Here is a 21,448-nt window from a genome sequence, read left to right as displayed (position 1 = left end):
GCGGGTCGGGTGTCGATCGAGGACATGTCCGTCTTTCGGTTAGGCGGCGGCGTCGATTGCGGCCTGGGCTTCGGCCTGCGCCGTCTCCAGGAGCGCGTCGATGTCGGCGTTCTCGTCGGTCAGGATGGACTGGACCACGGTGTCGAGGACGCCGTAGACCTCCTGGGTGGCGGTGACCGGCTCGTTGAGCAGCGGCTGCTCGAAGACCTGGTCGGTGTAGGGGGCCATCTGGTCCACGGGCACGTTCACGTACTCGGCGATCCAGGTCTGGACCTCGTCGTAGGTGGCCTTGTCGAACACCGGGAGCTCGGGGGCGCCCACGGGCTGCCCGGTCTCGGCGCTGATCTCGGCGTTGGCCACGGCGGCCTCCTGGACGGTGAGCTTCTCCATGTAGTAGAAGTCGATCCATTTGACCGCGGCGGCCTGCTCCTCGGCCTCGGCGTTCGGGCTGACCACGGCGAGGGTGCCGCCGCCGAGGACGCCCGCGTCGGGGCTGTCGGCGAGCGGGAGCACGGTCAGGCCGTAGTCGTCGGGGTTGAGCGCGTTCTGGGTGAACAGGTTGCCGTAGTTGCCGCCGCCGGAGACGTACATGCCGATGCGGCCCGAGGCGAAGTCCTGGTTGATGGTGCCCCAGTCGTACAGGAAGTTGTCGCCCATGGAGTCGTCGGTCCAGCGCATGTCCTGGAGGAGCCCGAGCGCCTCGCGCATCTGCGGAGTGTCGATGGTCGCGGCGCCGTCGGCCTCGGTGCGGCCGCCGAGGGCGTTGACCACGGTGGTGAGGATCCAGCCGCCGGTGTTGTCGTTGGTCATCACCGAGTAGCCCGATTCGCCGGTCTCCTCGGCGATGGTCTTGGCCGCGGCGCGGACCTCGTCCCATGTGGTCGGCGGGGCGTCGGGGTCGAGCCCGGCCGCGGTGAACAGGGTCCGGTTGTAGTGCAGGCCCTGGCCGTAGGCCGCGATCGGGACGGCCCACAGGTCGCCCTCGGCGTCCTCGCCGGCCGCCGCGATGTTCGGGTTGTAGTCCTCGCGGTAGGGCAGCTCGGCGGTCAGGTCGCCGATGTCGGCGATCTGGCCGCGCTCGATGAGGCCGCGGCCGTCGGTGAACGGCACGGTGAACACGTCCGGCAGGGTCCCGCCCGCGAGCTGGGCGGTGAAGGTCCCCGCCGTCCAGGTGTACTCCTGAGTCTCCACGGCGATGTCGGGGTTGGCGTCCTCGAACTGCTCGATGCGCTTGTTGAACGCGTCGATCGCGGCCTGCTCCAGCCCGGCGTCGATGGTGACGGTGATGTGGGTGCGGCCGTCGTCGGGTTCGTCGTCCCCGCACGCGGCGAGGCCGCCCGCGGCGAGCGCGGCGGCGGCGACCGCGGCGGCGATGCGAGAGGTTTTCATTGGTTGCTCCTTGTGGTTGCGGTGTTCGGTTGAGGGATGAACGGCGGTCACGTGCGCAGCCATGCCGCGGTGTCCTTCGGCAGGCGGTCCCCCTCCAGGGGGCCGCTGGCGAGGAGCACTGCCGAATGCGCGGGCAGCGCCGCCGGGACGTCGCCGAAGTTGACGACGCAGGTGAGGTCCTCGCCTCGCCGGAAGGCGAGCACCTCGGGGGCGGTCTCGGTCCATTCGAGGGCGTCGCCGCGCAGCGCGGACTCGCTGCGGCGCAAGCGGATCGCCTCGCGGTAGAGGGTCAGGAAGGAGCCGGGGTCGGCGGCCTGGACCTCGACGGCGTGCTCGCCCCAGCCCTCGGGCTGGGGCAGCCAGGGAGCGGCGCCGGTGTCGTTGAAGCCGTAGGTGGTGCCCGCGGCCGTCCACGGCAGCGGGACGCGGCAGCCGTCGCGGCCGGGGTCGACGCCGCCGGAGCGGAAGTGCATCGGGTCCTCGCGGACCCCGTCGGGCAGGTCCTCGACCTCGGGCAGACCGAGCTCGTCGCCCTGGTAGACGTAGAGGACGCCGGGCAGCGCGGCGGTCAGCAGCGCCGCGGCGCGGGCGCGGCGGGCCCCCAGTGAGAGGTCGGTGGGGGTCCCGAAGCGCTTGTCGGCGAACGCGAACGAGGAGTTCTCGCGGCCGTAGCGGGTCACCGGGCGGGTCACGTCGTGGTTGGAGAGCACCCAGCTCGGCGGGGCGCTCACCCCCGAGTGCGAGGCGATCGTGGCGCGGATCGACTCCTCCAGCGCCGCCTTGTCCCACGGACGGGTCATGAAGTCGAAGTTGAACGCCATGTGCATCTCGTCGTCGCGCAGGTACATCATGAAGCGGTCGATGTCGGCGAGCCACACCTCCCCCACCAGGAACCGGGAGTCCTCGTAGGAGTCGGCGACCTTGCGCCAGCCGCGGTAGACCTCGTGGAGCTCGTCGCGGTCGAGGTGCGGGTGGGTGCCGGGTTCGTGGTGCTCCTGGACTTCGGGGAGCTCGGGGTCCTTCGCGATGAGCGCCGCGGAGTCGATGCGGATGCCCGCCACGCCGCGGTCGTACCAGAAGCGCAGCACCGCTTCGTGCTCGGCGACCACGTCGGGGTGGTTCCAGTTGAGGTCGGGCTGCTCGGGGGCGAACAGGTGCAGATACCACTGGCCGGGCTTCCCGTCGGGGCCCTCGGTGCGGGTCCAGGTGTTCCCCGCGAAGCTGGAGGTCCACTGCGTGGGCATCTCGTCGCCGCCGGGGCCCTTGCCGTCGCGGAACCAGAAGCGCTCGCGAGCCGGGTCGCCGGGGGCGGCGGCCAGCGCTTCCTGGAACCAGGCGTGCTGGTCGGAGACGTGGTTGGGGACCACGTCCACGATGGTGCGGATGCCGAGGGCCAGCGCGTCGGCGATGAGCGCCTCGGCGTCGGCGAGGGTGCCGAAGGCCGGGTCGATCTGGCGGTAGTCGGCCACGTCGTAGCCGCCGTCGGCCTGCGGCGAGCGGTACCAGGGGGTGAACCAGAGGGCGTCGACGCCGAGTTCGGCGAGGTGGGGCAGGCGGGCGCGGACTCCCGCGAGGTCGCCGGTGCCGTCGCCGTCGGCGTCCGCGAAACTGCGCGGGTAGACCTGGTAGATCACCGCGTTCCGCCACCACTCGTCGGTGGCCCGGCCGGGTCGCTGTGCCGAATGCAAGATGGCTCCGTTCGTCGTCGACGCGCCGCAAATCGGGCTCTGGGGCATGGTCTATCCCCAGCGCATGATAGGTTTAGCGCTATACCTAGGTCGGAAGCTTAGACCTTTGATGTCACACTTGTCAACGGCGGATGTCGAACACTTGAACCGAGAACGTTTGCCGTTCGCGCCGCCCCAGGCAAGCGACCCGAGAGGAGCCCCGTTGGCCGTCACGCTGAAGGACATCGCCGCAGAGGCCGGCGTCAGCCTCATGACCGTGTCCAATGTCGTCAACGGCAAGCAGGCCAGGGTGTCGGCGGCGACGCGCGAGCGGATCATGCGCATCGTCAAGGACCGCGGCTACGTGCCCAGCGCCTCGGCCCGCAGCCTCGCGGCCCGCTCCTCGCGCCTGGTGGGCCTGCTCGTGCCCGCCGCCGGCGAGGCGAGCCTGACGATCGACCCGCACACCGTGGAGGTCGTGGGCATGCTGGAGCGCGAGCTGCGGCGCCTGGACTACCACCTGATGCTGCGCGGCATCGCCCACCGCGCCGAGATCACCGAGGCGCTCAAGTCCTGGAACCTCGACGGGGCGATCCTGCTGGGCTTCCAGGACGCCGAGATCGACCGCCTCGACGCCGGAGCCATCGGCGACGTGGCGCTGGTCGCGATGGACTCCTATTCGGCCAACCCGCTCGCGCTCGAGGTGCGCTCGGACGACTTCGGCGGTGCCGAGCTGGCCGTGCGGCACTTGGTGTCCTTGGGCCACAGGCGCATCGCGTTCGCCGGGCCCGGGTTCTCCGACACCGGCGTGGTCCGCGAGCGCTTCGAGGGCTACCGGAAGGTGCTGGCCGAGAGCGGCATCGAGTTCGACCCCGAGCTCGTGTCCACTGTCGAGATCTCCTACGCCGACGGCGCGGCCCACGGCCGCCGCCTCGCGGCCGAGCGCCCCGACGTCACCGCGGTCTTCACCACCGCCGACCTCCTCGCGATCGGCCTGGTCGAAGGCCTCGCCGCGGCCGGGCGCTCGGTCCCCGGCGACGTCTCGGTCGTCGGCTACGACAACGCCGACATCGCCGCCCACGTCACCCCGAAGCTCACCACGATCGCCCAGGACCTCCCCGGCAAGGCCGCCGAAGCCGTGCGCCTGATGATGAACCACCTGGCGGGCCACCCCCGCCCCGCCCAGTCGACCTCCCTGAGCGTCAAGCTCATCGAAAGGGACACGGCAGCGCCGCCGCCCGCGACCTGATCGGCGCGGCGGCGATCCCGGACTACTGGTTGGTGTAGAGCAGGTAGACGACGCCCGCGAGGACGATGAGCGCGGCGAGGACCGCGAAGGTGATCTTCCAGGCGCTCCAGGGCCGCTCGCCCTCGATCCGGCCGGTCTGGCCGCTGACGAGGACCTGCCAGGTCTTGCCGTTGAACAGGTAGGCCAGGAGCCAGACCGGCAGCAGCAGGAGCTTGTAAGTGAGGTTCCCGTACACGGTGTCCACCTGGTGGATGCGCTGCGCGTCGCCGCCGATGTCGCGCTTGACGTCGCTTCGGATGACCGGGGCCATCTTCTGCTTCGCGGCTTCGAGGCCCTGCTCGGGCCCGACCTCGTAGCGCTGGGTGAAGTGCCCCGAGAGGTACTGCGGCTGGAAGGCCTGGGCCGCCGAGGTGTCCCAGTCCTTCGCCAGGTCGTCCAGGTGGTCCCCGGCGACGTGGGAGGTCGCGGGCACGACCACGTCGTCGAAGCTGCGCCTGACCGTGCCGTGCGCGCGGTGCCAGCGGGTCCTGCGCTCGCGCTTGCCGTCGCGCTCGACGTAGTAGTGCTCGCCCCGCTCGCCGCGGTACGTGCTCGTGGTGTCGGCGTCCCAGGTCCAGTGCGGCAGGTACGTGCTCTTCAGCGACTCGGCCTCGCTGACCTTCTTGAACGCGTTGGGAGCGAACCAGCGGCTCGCCACCCAGGCCTTGAGCGCCTCGCGGGCGCCGCTCTTGTCCAGTTTGAACGGGACGACGGCCTCGGGGGCGACCAGGTCGGGGTCGAACTGGTCGGCGACGACCGGCGCGCTGCAGAACTGGCACACGTCCGACCAGGCGTCGGATTCGGTGTGCGCACGGCAACCGGTGCACACGAACAGGTTCGGCGCAGCGTCTGCGGGATCGCGGCGGGTCTTCTCCCCCAACTCGCTGTAGGCGTGCTCGACGACCTTGCGCTGCTGCGGCGCGATCTGCTGCTGGGCGCCGCAGTAGGGACAGCTCAGCGCGGTCGTCCCGGGCGCGAACTGAAGCTGCGCCCCGCAGTCGGCGCACGGATAGGTCTGATGGCTGACAGGGGCCGGATTGGACACGGGCGTCTCCAGTTCGAGGGGTGGCTTACTGCGGGGGCAGGGGCGGCGGGAGCATGGCGAACAGGCCCGACAGCTCGGGGACCTCCCCGGCCGGCGCCCAGGCGGCCTGCCCCTGCTTCCAGGCCAGGACGTCGCGGGTGAGCTCGCCTGAGGCGACCTTCTGCTGGAGGGCCGGCACGTCGAACGGCCCGGCCTGCTGGCCGCCGAGACCGAGGTACCACTGGGGAGCGGCCGTCCCCGGGAGCGGCGGCGGGCCCGCGGCCTGGGCGGGCTGCTGCGGGGCCTGCTGCTGCGCGGCCATGTTCGCGGCCATCTGGTTGCCCACGGCCATGCCCGCGCCAAGGCTCATCGCATCGGCGGCGCCACCGCCGTTCTTGGCCGCGTCCTCCAGCGCGTTCGCGGCCTGGAACTGGGTGTACGCGCCCAGGTCGCCGATCACGCCGATGGAGGCGCGCTTGTCGATCGCCTCCTCGACCTCCGGGGGGAGGGAGATGTTGGAGATGGTGAACGAGGAGACCTCGATGCCGAGCGGGGCCAGCTGCTCGGAGATCGACGACTTGAGCTGCTGGCCGATCTGGTCCTGGTGGATCGCCATGTCCAGCACCGGGATTCGGGCCGAGGCGATCGCGGGGGCGAAGGCCGAGACGACCTTCTCGCGCAGCCACGACTCGATCTCGTCGGTGCGGAAGTGGGCGTCGGTGCCCGCGGACTCGCGCAGCAGCAGCGCCGGGTCGGTCACGCGGATCGCATAGGCGCCGAACGCGCGGATGCGCACGGCCCCGAACTCGGGGTCGCGAACCAGCACGGGGTTCTTCGTGCCCCATTTGAAGTCGGTGAACTGGCGGGTGTTGACGAAGTAGACCTCGGCTTTGAACGGGGAGTCGAAGCCGTGCCTCCAGCCCTTGAGGGTCGAGAGGATGGGGAGGTTGCGCGTCTCCAAGGTGTACATGCCGGGGCCGAACACGTCGGCGAGCTTGCCCTCGTTGATGAACACCGCGGACTGGGACTCGCGCACCACCAGCTGCGCGCCCATCTTGATCTCGTTGTCGTGGCGGGGGAATCGCCAGACCATCGTGTCGCGGGAATCATCGGTCCACTCGATGATGTCGATGAACTCCCCGCGGATGCCGTCGAAGAATCCCATGCGCGGTCCTGTCTGTCGTCGGGTACGTTTCCGGCCGCCGCTGCGCCTGGGCCGCCTGCTCGATCCGTCGGCCTTCGGGGCCTTTGCGGGCATTGCACGGATTGAGAGCCAGGTCAGCGGGCGTATCGGTGATCGGGCCGGTGCACCCACGTTACAAGAGTGCTGCCATGGACGGGGTACGCGCACCGCGCGGGGGCGGGCCCGGACCGGTGTCCGGACCCGCCCCCGCGCTCGGTTTCAGCCCAATGCCGCGCCGTTGGTGGCGATGATGTTCTTGTACCAGTGGGCGCTGGACTTGGGGGTGCGCCGCTGGGTCCGGTAGTCGATGTGGACCAGGCCGAAGCGCTTGGAGTAGCCCTCGCCCCATTCGAAGTTGTCGAGCAGGGACCACACGAAGTAGCCGCGGAGGTTGACGCCCTTCTCGATCGCGCGCCCGGCGGCGCGGAAGTAGCCGTCGAGGTAGTCGACGCGGTCGGCGTCGTTCACCGAGCCGTCCGCGCTGACCTCGTCCTCGAAGGAGGCGCCGCTCTCGGTGATGTACACCGGCAGGTCGGTGTAGTCGGCCGAGAGCCGCTCCAGGACCCGGCGGAGGCTGTCGGGGTTGATCTCCCAGTCGAACCCGGTCACCGGGCCCCGCGGGGGGAGGTTGCGGCCCCCGAGGTGCTCGTCGGACGGGTCGGCCTCCACGGTGAAGCGGTGGTAGTGGTTGACGCCCACGAAGTCCAGCGGCGAGGCGATCAGCTCCATGTCGCCGGGCAGCACGGTGTCGAACGCGCCGGTCGGGGCGAAGTGGTGCAGCATGTCCTCGGGGTACTCGCCGCGGAACAGCGGGTCGAGGAACAGGCGGTTGCCGCAGCCGTCGGACAGGCGCGCGGCCTCCACGTCGGCGGGCTCGTCGCTGGCGGCCTCGATGTCGGTCATGATGACCGCCGAGCCGATCTTGGCTCCCGGCACCGCGTTCCGGATCGCGGCGACGGCGAGGCCGTGGCCCACGTTGAGGTGGTGCGCGGCTCGCAGCGCGGCCACGCGGTCCTGGCGGCCGGGGGCGTGGACGCCCGCGTGGTAGCCGAGGAAGGCCGCGCACCAGGCCTCGTTGATCGGGATCCACTCGTCCACCAGGTCGCCCAGCGCCGCGGCGGTGCGGGCGGCGTAGTCGCCGAAGCACTCCGCGGTCGAGCGCACCGGCCACCCGCCCTCGTCCTCCAGGACCTGCGGCAGGTCCCAGTGGTAGAGGGTCACCGCCGAGCGGATGCCCTTGTCGCGCAGGTCGGCCAGGAGCTCGCGGTAGAACGCCACGGCCTCGGGGTTGAGGTCGCCGCGGCCGGTCGGCTGGAGGCGGGCCCAGGACACCGACATGCGGTAGGCCTTCAGGCCCAGGTCCTCGGCGATCGCGAAGTCCTCGCGCCAGCGGTGGTAGTGGTCGCAGGCGACCTCGCCGGTGTCGCCGTCGCGGGTCTTCCCGGGGGTGGCCGAGAAGGTGTCCCAGATGGACGGCCCGCGGCCGCCCTCGTCGGCCGCGCCCTCGATCTGGTACGCCGCGGTCGAGGCGCCCCAGAGGAAGCCTTCGGGGAAGGGGGACGTGGTCATGGTGTGCTCCTTGCTGAGGTGGTTGTGCGGCCGGGGTGCGGCCACGTGCCGGTCGGTGGTCTTGCGACGCCGCTACTTGTCCACGCCGGTGACGACGATGCCTCTGACGAAGACCCGCTGCGCCGCGAGGAAGATCGCGACCGGCAGGACCAGCGCCAGGAGGGCGGCGGCGAGGATGAGGTGCGGCTCGGAGTTGTACACGCCGCTGAAGTAGCTCAGGCCCACGCCGATGGGCACGATCTCGCGGTTCCCGGCCAGGTACAGCAGGGGCTCGAAGAAGTCGTTCCAGGCGTAGAAGAAGTGGAACAGGCTCACCGCGGTCAGGGCCGGGAACGCCTGCGGCACGATGACCCGGATGAAGGTCCGGATCGGACCGGCCCCGTCGATGCGGGCGGCCTCCTCCAGCTCCCTGGGGATCGTGAGGAAGTACTGCCTGAGCAGGAACACGTTGAACGCGTTCGCGAACAGGTGCGGGACGATGAGCGGCAGGTACGTGCCGACCCAGCCCATCTGGAGGAACACCGCGTACTTCGGCACCAGGGTCACCGCCGGCGGCAGCAGGATCGTGACCATGAGCACGCCGAACAGGACGCCGCGGCCGGGGAACCTGAAGCGGGCGAAGCCGTAGGCCACGATCGCCGACGAGACCACCGTGAGGATCACCGTGCTGACGGCGTACAGCATGGTCCAGCCGGTCATGCGCAGGAACGAGATCGCGTTCCAGGCCTCCTCGAAGTTGCCCCACTGCGGGTCGAGTCCCTGGACCGGCGTGAGGGTCCGCCAGCGGCCCTCCCAGTCGATGGTCCCCGCGCCGGGGTTCTCGGGGTCGACGAAGACGCTCGACTCGCGTCCGGGAGAGACGAGCGCGAGCTCGCGGGTCTCGCCGTCGGGCATCGGGACGGTGTAGATGTCGAGTTCCTTGCCTTCGTACTCGAAGGTCAGGGACGACACCGGCAGCACGCCCGAGTTGGGGTCGGAGACCCCGTTCTTGTCCTTGAGGGCGGTGGCCACGCCGTAGCCCAGCGGCATGAGGAAGATGAGCGCGAGCAGGAGCGCGCCCAGGGTGGTGCACCCGGCCAGGAGGATGTTGCGGCGCTTGCGCCGCACGGCGGCCTCGGTGAGCGCGGGCTTCTCGGGGTTCGCTTGAGTCGCGTTCACGAGCGTTCCGTTCCGTAGTGGACCCAGTAGCGGGAGGTGCCGAACAAGAGCACCGTGAAGACCGCGACGACGACGAAGATGAACCAGGCGAGCGCGGCGCCGTAACCCATGTTCCCGAACACGAAGGCCTCTTGGTAGAAGTGGATGAGCATGAAGCGGCTCGCGCCCTGCGGGCGTCCGGTGGCGCCGAAGAGGACCCACGGGACCACGAAGTACTGGAGGATCAGCACCGAGCCGATCACCAGGTTGTAGAACATGACCGGGGACAAGAGCGGCAGCGTGATGCTGCGGAGGCGGCGCCACCAGCCCGCGCCGTCGATCTCGGCGGCCTCGTACAGCTCGGTGGGGATGCCCTGGAGCCCGGCGAGGTTGATGACCATCGCGTTGCCGATGCCCCACAGGCCGATGAAGCTGAACGCGAAGAGCACGAGCACCGGGTTGTCGAACCAGCGGATGCCGTCCGCGCCGGTGGCGTTGACGCCGGTCAGGCCGATGAGCTTGTTGACCCAGCCGGTCTGGGGGTTGAGGACCTGCTGCCAGATGAGGATGCCCGCGACCAGCGGGATCATCGAGGGCATGTAGAACAGGAGCCGGAACAGGCCGACCATGCGCAGGTGCCTGGAGTTCAGGAGCAGGGCCAGGCCGAGCGCGACCACGAGGCTCAGGGGCAAGAAGAGCACCGTGAAGCGGAACGTGGCGGCCAGGGAGGTCCAGGTGTCGGGGTCGGACAGGGCCCGCTCCCAGTTGGAGCCGCCCGCGAAGGTCGTGGCCCCCGGGTCGGTGAGCTGGAAGTCAAGGACGGAGAAGACCAGCGAGGCGCCGATCGGGATGGCCCAGAACAGGACGAAGCCGATGATCCAGGGGCTGATGAAGGCGTAGCCCCAGCGGGCTTCGCGGCGCTGCATCGGACTGGCGGGGCGGGAGGACTTCCCGCGTCGCTTCCGACCGGTGGCGAGCACCGCATCGGTGAAGTCGGTCATGGGAGTAGGCGTTCCTTTCGAGGCGGATTCGACGCTGAGGGGCGCCGGGCGGGATCGGGAGTCCCGCCCGGCGCGCGGACCCGGGTCAAGGCGGGTCCGCATCGTTGAGCCCTGGGGCTCAGGCGGCGTCGAATACCGCTTGGAGGTCCGCTTGCAGCGCGGTCAGTTCGGCCGCGATGTCGAGTCCGTCCTCTTGGGTGAAGCGGGTGGCGTACTCGGCGAGCACGGCCTCCGATTCGAGGAAGTTCGGCATGCCGCCCTCGTGCGAGGGGTTGTCCACGTGGCTCATGCCCTCGACGGCGGTGTCCCAGTTGATGTCCTGGCCCGCGAAGTTGGCCTCGCCCACGAGGTCGAAGTAGCCGTCCTGGAGGCTGATGCGCGCCGGCATGCCGCCGTACGTGGTGGTCAGCTCCTGCGCGGCGTCGCCGATGAGGTAGGTGAGCACGTCGAACGCCTCGTCGGGGTGCGCGGTGTTCTTGGTGATCGAGAACGTGTCGGCGTGGAGCTTCGCGGTCGTGGTGCCGTTGTAGGAGGGCACCGCGGCCATGTCCCAGTTGCCTTCGAACCCGGCCATGCAGCAGGTCGCGTACCACAGGTGGGTGTTGCCCATCGCGAGGTTGCCCGACTCGAACCAGGAACCGGCGTTGAGCATGTCGGAGTCGCCGTAAGGACCGTTCGGGATGAAGTGGTCCTTCCACATGCCGTCGTAGTACCACTGCTGGGCCTCGGCCCAGGCCTCGGGGATCTGCGCGTTGCCCTCGGCGTCGACGAAGCTGCCCGCGCCGAACAGGGTGGACTGGGCGCGGATGTCGGCGAAGATGTTGCCGAAGCCGAACTGGACGATGTTGCTCGCGTCGAAGTCGGGGCTGGTCGCGTCGTTGCCCTCGGCGTCCACGGTGAGCTGCTTGGCCAGGTCGGTCATGGTCTCGATGTCCCAGGGCCGCTCGGTGCCTTCGGCGTCGACGTAGGGGGCGCCGTACTCCTGGGGCGGATAGGCGAGCCCGGCCTCGTCGAAGAGGTCGAGGTTGACGTACATGAACGAGGGGAAGACCGCGAACGGCAGACCGATCTGGCCCTCTTCCTCGATGCGGTAGAAGTCGACCAGCGCCGGGTCGAAGTCGGTGAGGTCGTAGTCGTTCTTCTCGATGTACGGCGTCAGGTCGAGCCACGCGCCGGGGAAGGTGGAGCGTCCGCGGATGCCCATGGGGCCCACGATGTCCGGGGCGTCGCCGGTGGCGATCTGGGTGGAGAGGATGTTCGGGGCCTGGTCGGCGTCCACGATCTCCAGGACCAGTTTGATCTCGTCCTGGCTCGCGTTGAACTCCTCGACGATCGCTTCCTGGGCGGGGATGGTCGGGGCGTCCGAGCCCGCTCCCATTCCGACGAACCAGCGGATCTCTACACGGTCGGACGCGGTGGAACCGCCTCCGTCGAGACACGCGGTGGCGAGCAGCGCGGCGGCTGCGCCCACCGCGAGGGCGCGGGCGGCGGCGATGCCGCGACCGCGGAGGGGAGGTGTGATCCTCATAGGATGCTCCTTGTTACGAGCGGACCGGCACTTCGGCAGCTCGGGAGGGATTTTCTGGAAGGTTCCTTTGTGGTGTGGCAACGAGTTTCGGGGCCCCGCGGCTCCCATCGAGACCGCGGGACGTGTGGTTCGGTGCGACCGGCCAGCGCACCGGAGGTACGCTTGCTGAGTCGTACACGACTTAACACTAAGACTTAGATTAAGTAGTTGGACTCATGCCGTCAATCTCCCCGACATAACGGCATGGACGCGGACCGATAACGACACGGACTGGTGAACAGATGGAACGCCCCCGGCACAAGACCACGCGGGACCTCAAGCTCGGCAACCGCATGCGCCTGCTGCGCCGCCTGTACTTCGACGGACCGCTGACCCGCCGCGACCTGGCCCCGCTCACCAATCTGAGCATCGCCACCATCAGCAACGTGACCGCCGAGCTCCTGTCCGACGGGGTCCTGCGCGAGGCGGGGAAGGTCGAGTCCGACGGCGGCAGGCCGCAAATCCTCTTGGAGGTCGACCCCGCTCACGCCCGGGTGGTGGGCGTCGACGTCGGCGAGACCCAGGTGCGGGTCGAGCTGCTCGACCTCAAACTCAACGAGCACGCCGAGGCCCGCTACGCGCTCGACCCGGGCCGCCACGACCCGGCCACGGTCGTGGAGCACATCGTCTCGGGCGTCAAGGAGGTGTTGACGGCCGCGAACGGGGTGCCGGTGCTCGGCGTGGGCGTGGGGATGCCCGGGATCATCGAGTACGGGCCCGAGGGCGTGATCCACGCCAAGACCTTCGGTTGGGACGCGGTCCCGTTGGGCCGCATGCTCATGGAGCGGCTCGACCCGCTGCCGGTCCACATCGAGAACGGCGCGATGACGCTCGGCCAGGCCGAACTGTGGTTCGGCGCGGGCAACGGGGCCGACAACGCGGTGATCGCCTTGATCGGATCGGGGGTCGGCTCGTGCATCGTGGCGGGGGGCGCGCTCTACCGCGGGGCCGGTTCCAGCGCCGGGGAGTGGGGGCACACCACGATGCAGGTCGCGGGGCGCCACTGCCGCTGCGGCGGGCGCGGGTGCCTGGAGGCATATGTGGGGGCTGAGGGGATTCTCGACCGGTACCTGACGGCCACGGGCGTGGTCGCGCTGCCCGAGGGCGGCGAGGAGGCCGCGCTCGAACGGCTCCTCGACGACGACTCCCCCGCCGCTGTGGCGGTCGTGGACGAGACGATCGAGTACCTCGGCGCGGGCCTGGCCGACCTGCTCAACCTGTTCAATCCCGAACTCATCGTGATCGGCGGCTGGGCCGGCCTCATGCTCGCGGGCAGGCGCCTGACCGACATCCAGGCCGCCGCCGAGTCGTACGCGCTGGGCCAGCCCTTCGCGACAGCCCGCATAGTTCCCGGGCGCCTGGGACCCGATGCGGTGGCCAAGGGGGCGGCCACCCCGGTGATCGAGAGATTCCTCGACGGCCGAGCCTGACTCAGGGCCAGCGCACCCGACTGCCGCAAGGACTGGACGCGTCGGCCGCTCGACCACTACGGGCACGAGCATCGCATGTGGACCGCGACCGCGCTCGGGAGCGTCGCCTGCGTGCGCTCGTTCGCCCACACGAACGGCTCGACCGCCGCTAGCGGGCGGTGACCAGGTCGTCGGCCCTTGTCCGGGACCTGGTGATGAATGCGGCCGTGAAGCGTTCGAGCAAGGCTTCGAGGGCGGGGTCGGTCTGGACGTCGAGGGCGGCGTCGAAGCAGGCCTTCGTGGCCCGGGCCAGCGCTTCGTCGCCGAGGGCGACGGTGGCGGCGCGGCGGTAGAGCTCGCGTTCGGATGCGCGGTGCCACAGCGCTTCGAGTGCCTCGCGGGCCATCTCGCGCGCGTGCGGGTCGTCGAAGATCGCGGCGGCGAGCGCGAGGGGCACGATCCAGTCGCGGCCGGGCTGGGAGTCGATCATGCGCAGTTCGAGGTAGGAGCCGCGCGGTCGCACCGGTGGGAACAGCGTCGTGAGGTGGAAGTCGAGGTCGTCGAGTGTGGGCGGCCGCAGGGTCCCGGAGGCGATCCAGTCGCGGAAGGTCAGTCCGCGCGGGACGGTCCAGCGGCCGGGACCCCGCAGGGCCATCACGCGGGCGTCGAGCGCGTACCGGGCCCAGGCCTCGCGCGGGTCGCCGCCCACGGGCAGGGATCGGCTGGGATCGATTGCGGCCCATACGTGCTGGCGGGTCGAGCGCCACTGGCTCGGTTCGCCGCGGCGCAGCGGGGAGTTCGCGAAGGCCGCGACGAGCACGGGCGCGAGGCGGTGGGCGAGGGTCCAGCGCTCGGCGATCGCGGCCTCGTCGGGACCGGTGTCGAGGCAGACCTGGACGGAGGCGGTGTTGGCCATCATCCAGCGCCCGGCGCGGCCGTCCTGGTCGAACAACTCCTCCATCGCCTGGTAGCGCTCGGTGCGGAGCACCCTGCGGGGCAGGCGGACCGGGTCGAGGCCCAGGCCGAGCAGTTCGAGCCCGGCGGAGGCGAGCGCCCGGACGATGCGGGTGCGGTCGGTCTCCAGCGCGTCGAAGGCCTCCCGCACGCTCGCTTCGGGTTCGGTGCTCAGTTCGAGCGCGCCACCGGGCTCGAAGCTGAGCCGGGTACATCGCGGCAAGGCGTCCTTGGCCGCGAGCAGCGCCCGCACCGACTCGGGGTCGGGCCGGCGGCGCCGGTCGGTCGGGCTGGAGACCAGCCATTCGACCTCGGCGCCGACGCGGCCGCGTGCGTTGGGCCCGAACCCTTGGGACGCCGCGTGTTCGAAGGCGGCCTCGATGGAGAGCGGCGGGGCGTCGGACATGCGGACCTCCAAGGCCAGGTATTCCTATCTTCTCAATAGGATATATGGATATTACGGCCCGCGAGCCCGGCGCGCAACCTCAGCGGGGCATCCAGGCGTCGTCCTCCGCCGTCAGTTCCGCTACACGCAAAGGGAACTCGCCGGTCGCCGCCTGCGCGAGCGAGACGCCGTCGAAGACCGAGCGCACCGCCGCGCGCGCGGCGACCCACAGCCGCGGCAGGTTCACCGCGTCCCCTTCGTAACTGGTCTCCTCCGGACGGCGGCCGCGGATCTCCGAGAGCGGGCCGTCGACGGCGCGCAGGACCTCCCCCACCGAGATGTCCTCGGGCGCACGGGAGAGGCGGTAGCCGCCCTCGACGCCGCGGACCGAGTCGACCAGGCCGGCCCGGCGCAGGTCGCCGAGGATGACCTCGGCGAACTTGCGCGGCAGCTCCTGGGCCGCGGCGAGCGAATTGGCGGAGATGGTGCGCGGATGGCCGCCTGCGAGCGTGACGGAGATGCGGACGGCATATTCGCCGCGTGCCGATACTTGCATCGCGATCGACTCCTTCGTGAGATCTGGGGCATATCGAACTCGTACTCTTGAATCCTACTTGATAGATAGGATATAGTCGTGGGGTGAACCGCATCAGCGAACCGGCGCGGCCGATATGGACGCGCAGGCGCCACATCGACTACGCCCACGCCGAATCGGACCTGTGTCGCCCGGGCAGCACCGGCGCCGCGCTCCACTGATCCGACGAAAGCGCACCGCCGCCGACGCTGCCCGCCCCGGGAACTCCACCGAACACTCGAACGCGAAGGCGCCGCCATGACTCCCGTCCAGACCCGCACCCGTCCCCCGGTCCACCGCCGAGGCGGACTCGCCACCATCACCGTCACCGTCGAGATCCCGGCCGACGACCCGCGTCTGGCGCGGCGGCTCACCGCGGCCCTCGGGGTCCTCGCCCAGGGCGGGGGCCGCGTCGCGATGACCGCCGACGAGCTCCCTTCCGCGATCGAGCTCCCGGTCGAGGCCGAGCGGACCGCGGCACTTGTGATCGACGTGCCGGGCCGCGAGGTCCGCATCCACGGCGAGCCGGTGGCCCTCACGCGCCTGGAGTTCGCGCTCCTGGCGTTCCTGGCGCGCTACCCCGGGATGGTCCACACCCGACCCGAACTGCTCCAGTACGTCTGGGACACCCCGGACACGGGCCTGCCCGGGCGCACCGTGGACGTCCACGTGCGGCGCCTGCGGGCCAAGCTCGCCGAGTTCGACGAGCTCGTGGCCACCGTGCGCGGCGTGGGCTACCGGTTCACCCGCAGCAAGGACGTGGAGTACCGCGCGGCCGCGGGCATCTCCCCCGCCGAAGACCGGCTTCTCAACATCTAAGAATTCCTAGTATTTCTATAGGAATACTGCTAACGTTGTGGTCATGACGTCCGCCAGCCTTCTGACGCGGCGGCGCGAGATCGATCAGATGCGCGCCGCCAGCGCCCTCTGTCTCCGCATCCTCCAGCGGTCCCGCCGAATGCGCTAGTCGGGCGCGCAGGTCCCCCCTGCGTCCCCGACGCCGCAATCGCATAGCCGGACGCTTCTGCAAAGCACCGATCCCGAAGGGCCCGTTCAGGGTCCGCCCCAGGATTCAGCGTGCCCCGATCGGGCGCGCCTCTGCACGCTACCCATTGGAAGGACTGCATCGTGACCTCCACCTCCGCCGTGACCACTGTGGTCGGCAACCCCAAGCGCCTCTCGCGCACCCTCACCACCGCCGAGGCCCTGGCCGCGGCGATCGCGGCCGGGCTCGGGGCCGAGCCGCGCAACACCTCGATCGACCTCGCCGAGCTGTACCTCGACGGGATCGAGCCGCCGCACGAGGGCTTCGAGCACGCGCTCGGCCAGGTCCGCTCGGGCCGGGTGCTCGTGGTGGGCACCCCGGTATACAAGGCCAGCTACACCGGCCTGCTCAAACTGTTCCTCGACCAGCTGCCGCCGCAGGCGCTCAGCGGCACCGTGGTCGTCCCGGTGACCGTGGCGGCCTCGGCCGAGCACCGGTTCCTCGCCGACCTCCAGCTGCGCCCGGTGCTCGCCGAACTCGGTGCGAGCCTGCCGGTGCCGTCGCTGACGCTGCGCGAATCCGAACTGCCGCAACTGGACGAGAAGATCGCCGCGTGGGCCGAGGCCCACCTGCCGGTCGTGGCCGGGGTGCTCGGCCGCGAGCCGATCGGGGCGGCGGCATGAGCGCCGGAGCGCACGTCGAGGAGCGGGTGGGGGCCGGCGTGTTCCGGGCCCTGTTCCGCGGCCACCCCGCCGGGGTCACCGTGATCTGCGCCGACGCCGGTCAGGGTCCGGCCGGGTTCACCGCCACCTCGCTGACCTCGGTCTCGCTCGACCCGCCGCTGGTCTCGTTCGCGATCGCCTCGACTTCATCGGCGTGGCCGACGATCCGCGAGGCCGGGAGCCTCACGGTGAACTTCCTGTCCGCCGACCAGCACGAGATCGCGACCCGGTTCGCCACCAGCGGGATCGACCGGTTCGGCGGCGCGACATTGTGGTCGCGGCTGGAGTCGGGCGAGCCGGTGCTCGACAACGCCCCCGCGTTCCTGCGCGCGGTGGTCACCGACCGCATCGAGGCCGGCGACCACCACGTGGTGCTCGCGCTCGTGGTCGACGCCGAAACCGGCGGGTCCCACGATCCGCTCGTCTACCACGCGGGCGGCTACTGCGCCGCCGCTCCCCTCGCATGAACCCCCACCCATCCGAAAGGCCAGTCCCCATGTCATCCAAGACCACTCGACGCACCCTGCTCGCGGGCACGCCCGCCGTCGCCGCTCTGGCGGCGCTCGCGGCCTGCTCCGACGAGCCCGAGGGCCCCCTCCTCTCGGCCGACGCCGACCTCCCGACCGCGGTGCCGGACGGGACCAAGATCGTGATCGGCGACCCCGCGCAGCAACTCGCCTTCGAGCTCTCGGGCCTGGTGACCCTGCTGGACTTCGAGGTCGAATGGGCCAACATCTCCGGCGGCCCGAAGTCGGCCGAGGCGTTCCGCGCCAAGTCGCTCGACCTGAGCTCGGTGGCCGACATCCCCCCGATCCACACCAACTGGACCGGCCTGCCGACCAAGATCGTGGCCGCGGCCGGGCGCATCGACCCGATCGACCACCCGATCTACGAGCTCGGGATCACCCCCGGGGTCGACGTCACCAGCTTGGAGGACCTGCGCGGCAAGCGGATCGCGTACTCCCCGGGGCAGGCGCAGGGCGCTTTGATCCTGCGGGTGCTGGACGCGGCCGGGCTGGCCCAGGACGACGTGGAACTGGTGGAGCTGCCGAGCACCGCCGACACCTACTCGAACGCGCTGGCGGGCGGGGAGGTCGACGTGGCCCCGATCGGCGGCACGCAGGTGAAGTCCTATCTGAACAAGTACGGCGTGGACGGGGCGACCACGATCCCGCACGGCCTGCGCGACGACCCGTGGACGCTGTACGCGCCCGTCGAGGTCCTCGAGGACGCCGACAAGGCCGCCGCGATCGCGCAGTACGTCAGGTTGTGGGGCGCGGCGAAGCTGTGGACCCGCGCCAACCGCGACGAGTGGATCCAGGCCTGGTACGTCGACCACGAGGGCCTGCCCTTCGAGGACGGCGAGTACCTGTTCGACCGCGAGGGCGAGCCGGACTTCCCCGAGAACTGGGACGAGACCATCCAGCGCCACCAGGAGACCATCGAGGTCGTGGCCGAGGGCACCGGGAACCCGGTGCTGGACGCCGAGGACATCTACGACCGCCGGTTCGAGCAGCTGGTCAACGAGGGCATCGCCGAGTACGGCGACGGAGGCGCGTCATGACCGCCGTAGAGGCCAAACCGGTGCGCGAAAGCGCGCCGCCGCATGACGAGGCCGCCAGCGGGCGGGCCTCGAAGCCGCGCGGGAAGCGGCGCCTGGGGCCGGGCAAGCCGATTCCGCTCGGGTACCTCATCGGTCCGCTGCTCCTGCTCGGGGTGTGGCTGTGGGGTTCGGCGCAGGGCTGGATCGACCCGCGGATCCTCACGGCCCCTTGGACTGTCGTGGAGACCGGGTGGGACCTGTGGGAGTCGGGGCGGCTCGGCCCCGACCTGCTCGTCTCGGCCCGGCGCTTCGCGCTCGGCCTGGCCTTCGGGGTGCTCGCCGGGCTCGTGCTGGCGATCGTGTCGGGGCTGAGCCGGTGGGGCGAGGCGGTCGTGGACGGGCCGGTGCAGATCAAGCGGTCCATCCCCAACCTCGCGCTGCTGCCACTGCTGCTGTTGTGGTTCGGCATCGACGAGCGGATGAAGATCATCACGATCGCGCTCGGGGTGCTCATCCCGATCTACATCCACACCCACAACGGGCTGCGCTCGATCGACGGCCGGTACGCCGAGCTGTCGGAGACGCTGCGGCTGCGGCACTCGGCGTTCCTGGGCCGCGTGGTCCTGCCCGGCGCGCTCCCGGGGTTCTTCCTGGGCATGCGCTTCGCGGTGACCTCGTCGTGGCTGTCGCTGGTCGTGGTCGAACAGGTCAACGCCACCAGCGGCATCGGCTACATGATGCTGCTGGCCGGGACCTACGGTCAGACCGACATCATCATCGTCGGGCTGGTGCTCTACGCGCTGCTCGGCCTCGTCTCCGACACCATCGTCCGCGTCATCCAAAGGAGGGTCCTGTCATGGCGACGCACGCTGGAGGACTGACCGCCACCGCGGCGGTCCAGATCCGCGACCTGCACCGCTCCTTCACCGACGACCGGCCGGTGCTCTCGGGGCTCGACCTGACGATCGAGTCCGGCGAGTTCGTGGCGCTCCTGGGGCGCTCGGGCTCGGGCAAGTCGACGCTCCTGCGGGCCCTCGCCGGGCTCGACCAGGACGCGTCGGGGACCGGCGACGTGGTCGTGCCCGAACAGGTCTCGGTGGTGTTCCAGGACTCGCGGCTGCTGCCGTGGCAGCGGGTGCTGGGGAACGTGGTCCTGGGCCTGGGCGGGCCGGGAGCGAAGGCCCGCGGCAAGGTCGCGCTGGCCGAGGTCGGCCTGGCCGGAAGGGAGCGGGCCTGGCCCCGCGAGCTGTCCGGGGGCGAGCAGCAGCGCGTGGCGCTGGCGAGGTCGCTCGTGCGCGAACCCGAACTGCTCTTGGCCGACGAGCCGTTCGGGGCCCTGGACGCGCTCACTCGCATCAAGATGCACGGCCTGCTGCGGGCGCTGTACGAGCGGCACCGGCCCGCGGTGCTGCTGGTGACCCACGACGTGGACGAGGCGATCGTCCTCGCCGACCGGGTGCTGGTGCTCGACGAGGGCCATGTGCGCACCGAGGTGCGCATCGACCTCGACGGGCAGCGCGACCCGTCCGATCCGCGGTTCGCGCAGATCCGCACCGAACTGCTGCAAGCGCTCGGCCTCTCCGGCGGGGCCGAGATCACACAGGAGGAAGCATGAGCGATCAGAGGCAGTTGCACCTCAACGCGTTCCTGATGAGCACCGGCCACCACGAGGCCTCGTGGCGGCTGCCCGAATCGGACCCGTACTCGTCGACCTCGATCCGCCACTACACGCGGCTCGCGCAGATCGCCGAGCGCGGGAAGCTCGACTCGATCTTCTTCGCCGACTCGCCCTCGCTGTGGGGCACGATCGGCCGCAGGCCTTCGGGGTCGCTGGAGCCGACGGTGGTGCTCGCGGCGATCGCGGCGCAGACCGAGCGGATCGGGCTCATCGCCACGGCCTCGACCACGTACAACGAGCCGTACAACCTGGCGCGGCGCTTCGCGTCGGTCGACCACCTCTCGGGCGGCCGGGCCGGGTGGAACATCGTCACTACGGCCACATTGGACGCGGCACGGAACTTCAACCTGGACGAACTGCCTTCGCACGCGTCGCGATACGCGCGGGCCGAGGAGTTCCTCCAAGTCGCGAAGAAGCTGTGGGACTCGTGGGACGACTCGGCCGTCCTGGCGGACAAGGAGTCCGGGCTGTGGGGCGACGACCGGCTGCTGTACCCGGCCGGACACGAGGGCGAGCACTTCCAGGTCGCCGGGGCGCTGAACGTGCCCCGCTCGCCGCAGGGGCACCCGCTGCTCGTGCAGGCGGGGTCCTCTGAGGACGGGCGGGCGTTCGCGGCCAACCACGCGGAGGCGATCTTCACCGCGCAGCAGACCTTGGAAGAGGCGCAGGCGTTCTACGCCGACATCAAGGCCCGCGCGAAGGCGGCCGGGCGCGACCCGGAGGCGGTGCTGGTGCTGCCGGGCATCGTCCCGGTGCTCGGCGACACCGAGGCCGAGGCGCGGGAACTGGAGGCCGAACTCGACCGACTCATCGTGCCCGAGTACGCGCTCAACAACATCGCGAAGCAGCTCAAGCTCGATCCCTCTGAGCTGCATCTGGATCGCGAGCTGCCCGAGCACCTGCCGGGCGAGGACGAGATCGAGGGCGCGAAGAGCCGCTACACGCTGATCGTGGACCTGGCCCGGCGCGAGCGCCTGACGGTGCGCCAACTCATCGGCCGTCTCGGCGGCGGCCGAGGCCACCGGACCTTCACCGGCACGCCCGAGCAGGTGGCGGACGCGATCCTCGACTGGTTCGACGACGGCGCTGCGGACGGCTTCAACATCATGCCTCCGGTGCTCCCGGCGGGCCTGGAGTCCTTCGTGGACCGAGTGGTCCCGATCCTCCAGGACCGGGGCAGATTCCGCACCGAGTACACCGGCACCACGCTCAGGGACCACTACGGCCTCTCCCGCCCCGAGAACCCGAGGCGAGCCGAAGCGGTGCAGGCAGCGGTGACTACGGCCTCGACGACGACATGGTGCACCGCGCGTTCGCCGACTACGAGGCCATGGTCAGTGCCCAGAACTTCTACTCCCGGCGGGTGCGCTGAG

The 21,448-nt window shown here is 70.5% G+C and carries 19 protein-coding genes; 9 read left to right on the top strand and 10 right to left on the bottom strand.

What is annotated here, in order from left to right; genetic code table 11:
• Window positions 1-39 precede the first annotated feature (39 nt).
• Window positions 40-1,389, bottom strand: a complete 1,350-nt coding sequence (locus AB0B28_RS16835) for an extracellular solute-binding protein (protein ID WP_360121757.1) — start codon at window positions 1,387-1,389, stop codon at window positions 40-42.
• Between the two features lie 47 nt (window positions 1,390-1,436).
• Window positions 1,437-3,080, bottom strand: a complete 1,644-nt coding sequence (locus tag AB0B28_RS16830) for a glycoside hydrolase family 13 protein (RefSeq protein ID WP_360121960.1) — start codon at window positions 3,078-3,080, stop codon at window positions 1,437-1,439.
• Between the two features lie 199 nt (window positions 3,081-3,279).
• Between AB0B28_RS16830 and AB0B28_RS16825 the strand changes: the two genes are divergently transcribed.
• On the top strand, window positions 3,280-4,305 hold the full coding sequence (locus AB0B28_RS16825; RefSeq protein ID WP_360121755.1) for a LacI family DNA-binding transcriptional regulator: 1,026 nt from the start codon (window positions 3,280-3,282) through the stop codon (window positions 4,303-4,305).
• A 22-nt stretch (window positions 4,306-4,327) separates the two neighbouring features.
• Here AB0B28_RS16825 and AB0B28_RS16820 read toward each other — a convergent pair whose 3' ends face one another.
• The 6 genes from AB0B28_RS16820 to AB0B28_RS16795 all read right to left on the bottom strand — a co-directional run bounded on the left by AB0B28_RS16820 (window position 4,328) and on the right by AB0B28_RS16795 (window position 11,786).
• Window positions 4,328-5,389, bottom strand: a complete 1,062-nt coding sequence (locus AB0B28_RS16820) for a hypothetical protein (RefSeq protein WP_360121753.1) — start codon at window positions 5,387-5,389, stop codon at window positions 4,328-4,330.
• 25 nt (window positions 5,390-5,414) lie between these two features.
• Window positions 5,415-6,533, bottom strand: coding sequence for an SPFH domain-containing protein (locus tag AB0B28_RS16815; protein ID WP_360121751.1), 1,119 nt, complete (start codon window positions 6,531-6,533; stop codon window positions 5,415-5,417).
• Between the two features lie 237 nt (window positions 6,534-6,770).
• A complete protein-coding gene (locus AB0B28_RS16810; RefSeq protein WP_360121749.1) occupies window positions 6,771-8,120 on the bottom strand; it encodes a GH1 family beta-glucosidase in 1,350 nt (449 codons plus the stop codon).
• 72 nt (window positions 8,121-8,192) lie between these two features.
• Entirely contained in the window at window positions 8,193-9,278 is a 1,086-nt protein-coding gene (locus AB0B28_RS16805; protein ID WP_360121747.1) for a carbohydrate ABC transporter permease, read from the bottom strand.
• Window positions 9,275-10,258 (bottom strand): sugar ABC transporter permease, encoded by a 984-nt coding sequence (locus AB0B28_RS16800; protein ID WP_360121745.1) that lies wholly within the window; start codon window positions 10,256-10,258, stop codon window positions 9,275-9,277. Before AB0B28_RS16800 ends, AB0B28_RS16805 begins: the two co-directional genes overlap by 4 nt.
• 118 nt (window positions 10,259-10,376) lie before the next feature.
• Entirely contained in the window at window positions 10,377-11,786 is a 1,410-nt protein-coding gene (locus AB0B28_RS16795) for an extracellular solute-binding protein (RefSeq protein ID WP_360121743.1), read from the bottom strand.
• Between the two features lie 281 nt (window positions 11,787-12,067).
• Here AB0B28_RS16795 and AB0B28_RS16790 point away from each other — a divergent pair, with 281 nt between their 5' ends.
• Window positions 12,068-13,255: an ROK family transcriptional regulator gene (locus AB0B28_RS16790; protein WP_360121741.1), complete on the top strand. Its 1,188-nt coding sequence runs from the start codon at window positions 12,068-12,070 to the stop codon at window positions 13,253-13,255.
• A 148-nt stretch (window positions 13,256-13,403) separates the two neighbouring features.
• Here the strand turns inward: AB0B28_RS16790 and AB0B28_RS16785 are convergent, their stop codons facing one another.
• Both AB0B28_RS16785 and AB0B28_RS16780 read right to left on the bottom strand, forming a co-directional pair.
• Window positions 13,404-14,594, bottom strand: coding sequence for a glutamate-cysteine ligase family protein (locus tag AB0B28_RS16785; RefSeq protein ID WP_360121739.1), 1,191 nt, complete (start codon window positions 14,592-14,594; stop codon window positions 13,404-13,406).
• 79 nt (window positions 14,595-14,673) lie between these two features.
• Window positions 14,674-15,129 (bottom strand): Rrf2 family transcriptional regulator, encoded by a 456-nt coding sequence (locus AB0B28_RS16780; protein ID WP_360121737.1) that lies wholly within the window; start codon window positions 15,127-15,129, stop codon window positions 14,674-14,676.
• Between the two features lie 276 nt (window positions 15,130-15,405).
• Here AB0B28_RS16780 and AB0B28_RS16775 point away from each other — a divergent pair, with 276 nt between their 5' ends.
• From AB0B28_RS16775 to AB0B28_RS16745, 7 genes are all read left to right on the top strand, one after another.
• Complete coding sequence (locus AB0B28_RS16775; RefSeq protein WP_360121735.1) at window positions 15,406-15,966, top strand: winged helix-turn-helix domain-containing protein; 561 nt, start codon at window positions 15,406-15,408, stop codon at window positions 15,964-15,966.
• 309 nt (window positions 15,967-16,275) lie between these two features.
• Entirely contained in the window at window positions 16,276-16,815 is a 540-nt protein-coding gene (locus tag AB0B28_RS16770; RefSeq protein ID WP_360121733.1) for an NAD(P)H-dependent oxidoreductase, read from the top strand.
• The gene (locus AB0B28_RS16765; protein ID WP_360121731.1) at window positions 16,812-17,321 is read left to right on the top strand and encodes a flavin reductase family protein; all 510 of its coding nucleotides are present in this window, start codon (window positions 16,812-16,814) and stop codon (window positions 17,319-17,321) included. Before AB0B28_RS16770 ends, AB0B28_RS16765 begins: the two co-directional genes overlap by 4 nt.
• Before the next feature lie 29 nt (window positions 17,322-17,350).
• Window positions 17,351-18,418, top strand: a complete 1,068-nt coding sequence (locus AB0B28_RS16760) for an ABC transporter substrate-binding protein (protein ID WP_360121729.1) — start codon at window positions 17,351-17,353, stop codon at window positions 18,416-18,418.
• On the top strand, window positions 18,415-19,278 hold the full coding sequence (locus AB0B28_RS16755; protein WP_360121727.1) for an ABC transporter permease: 864 nt from the start codon (window positions 18,415-18,417) through the stop codon (window positions 19,276-19,278). The genes AB0B28_RS16760 and AB0B28_RS16755 overlap by 4 nt, the downstream gene beginning before the upstream one ends.
• Entirely contained in the window at window positions 19,254-20,012 is a 759-nt protein-coding gene (locus AB0B28_RS16750) for an ABC transporter ATP-binding protein (protein WP_360121725.1), read from the top strand. Before AB0B28_RS16755 ends, AB0B28_RS16750 begins: the two co-directional genes overlap by 25 nt.
• A partial coding sequence (locus AB0B28_RS16745; protein WP_360121723.1) for an LLM class flavin-dependent oxidoreductase occupies window positions 20,009-21,448 on the top strand: 1,440 nt, incomplete at its 3' end. The genes AB0B28_RS16750 and AB0B28_RS16745, both read left to right, overlap by 4 nt.

Source organism: Glycomyces sp. NPDC046736 (assembly GCF_040645615.1).
GTDB lineage: Bacteria > Actinomycetota > Actinomycetes > Mycobacteriales > Micromonosporaceae > Glycomyces.
Note: the sequence above shows the minus strand (reverse complement) of the source record. Positions and strands in the feature narration are given on the sequence as shown.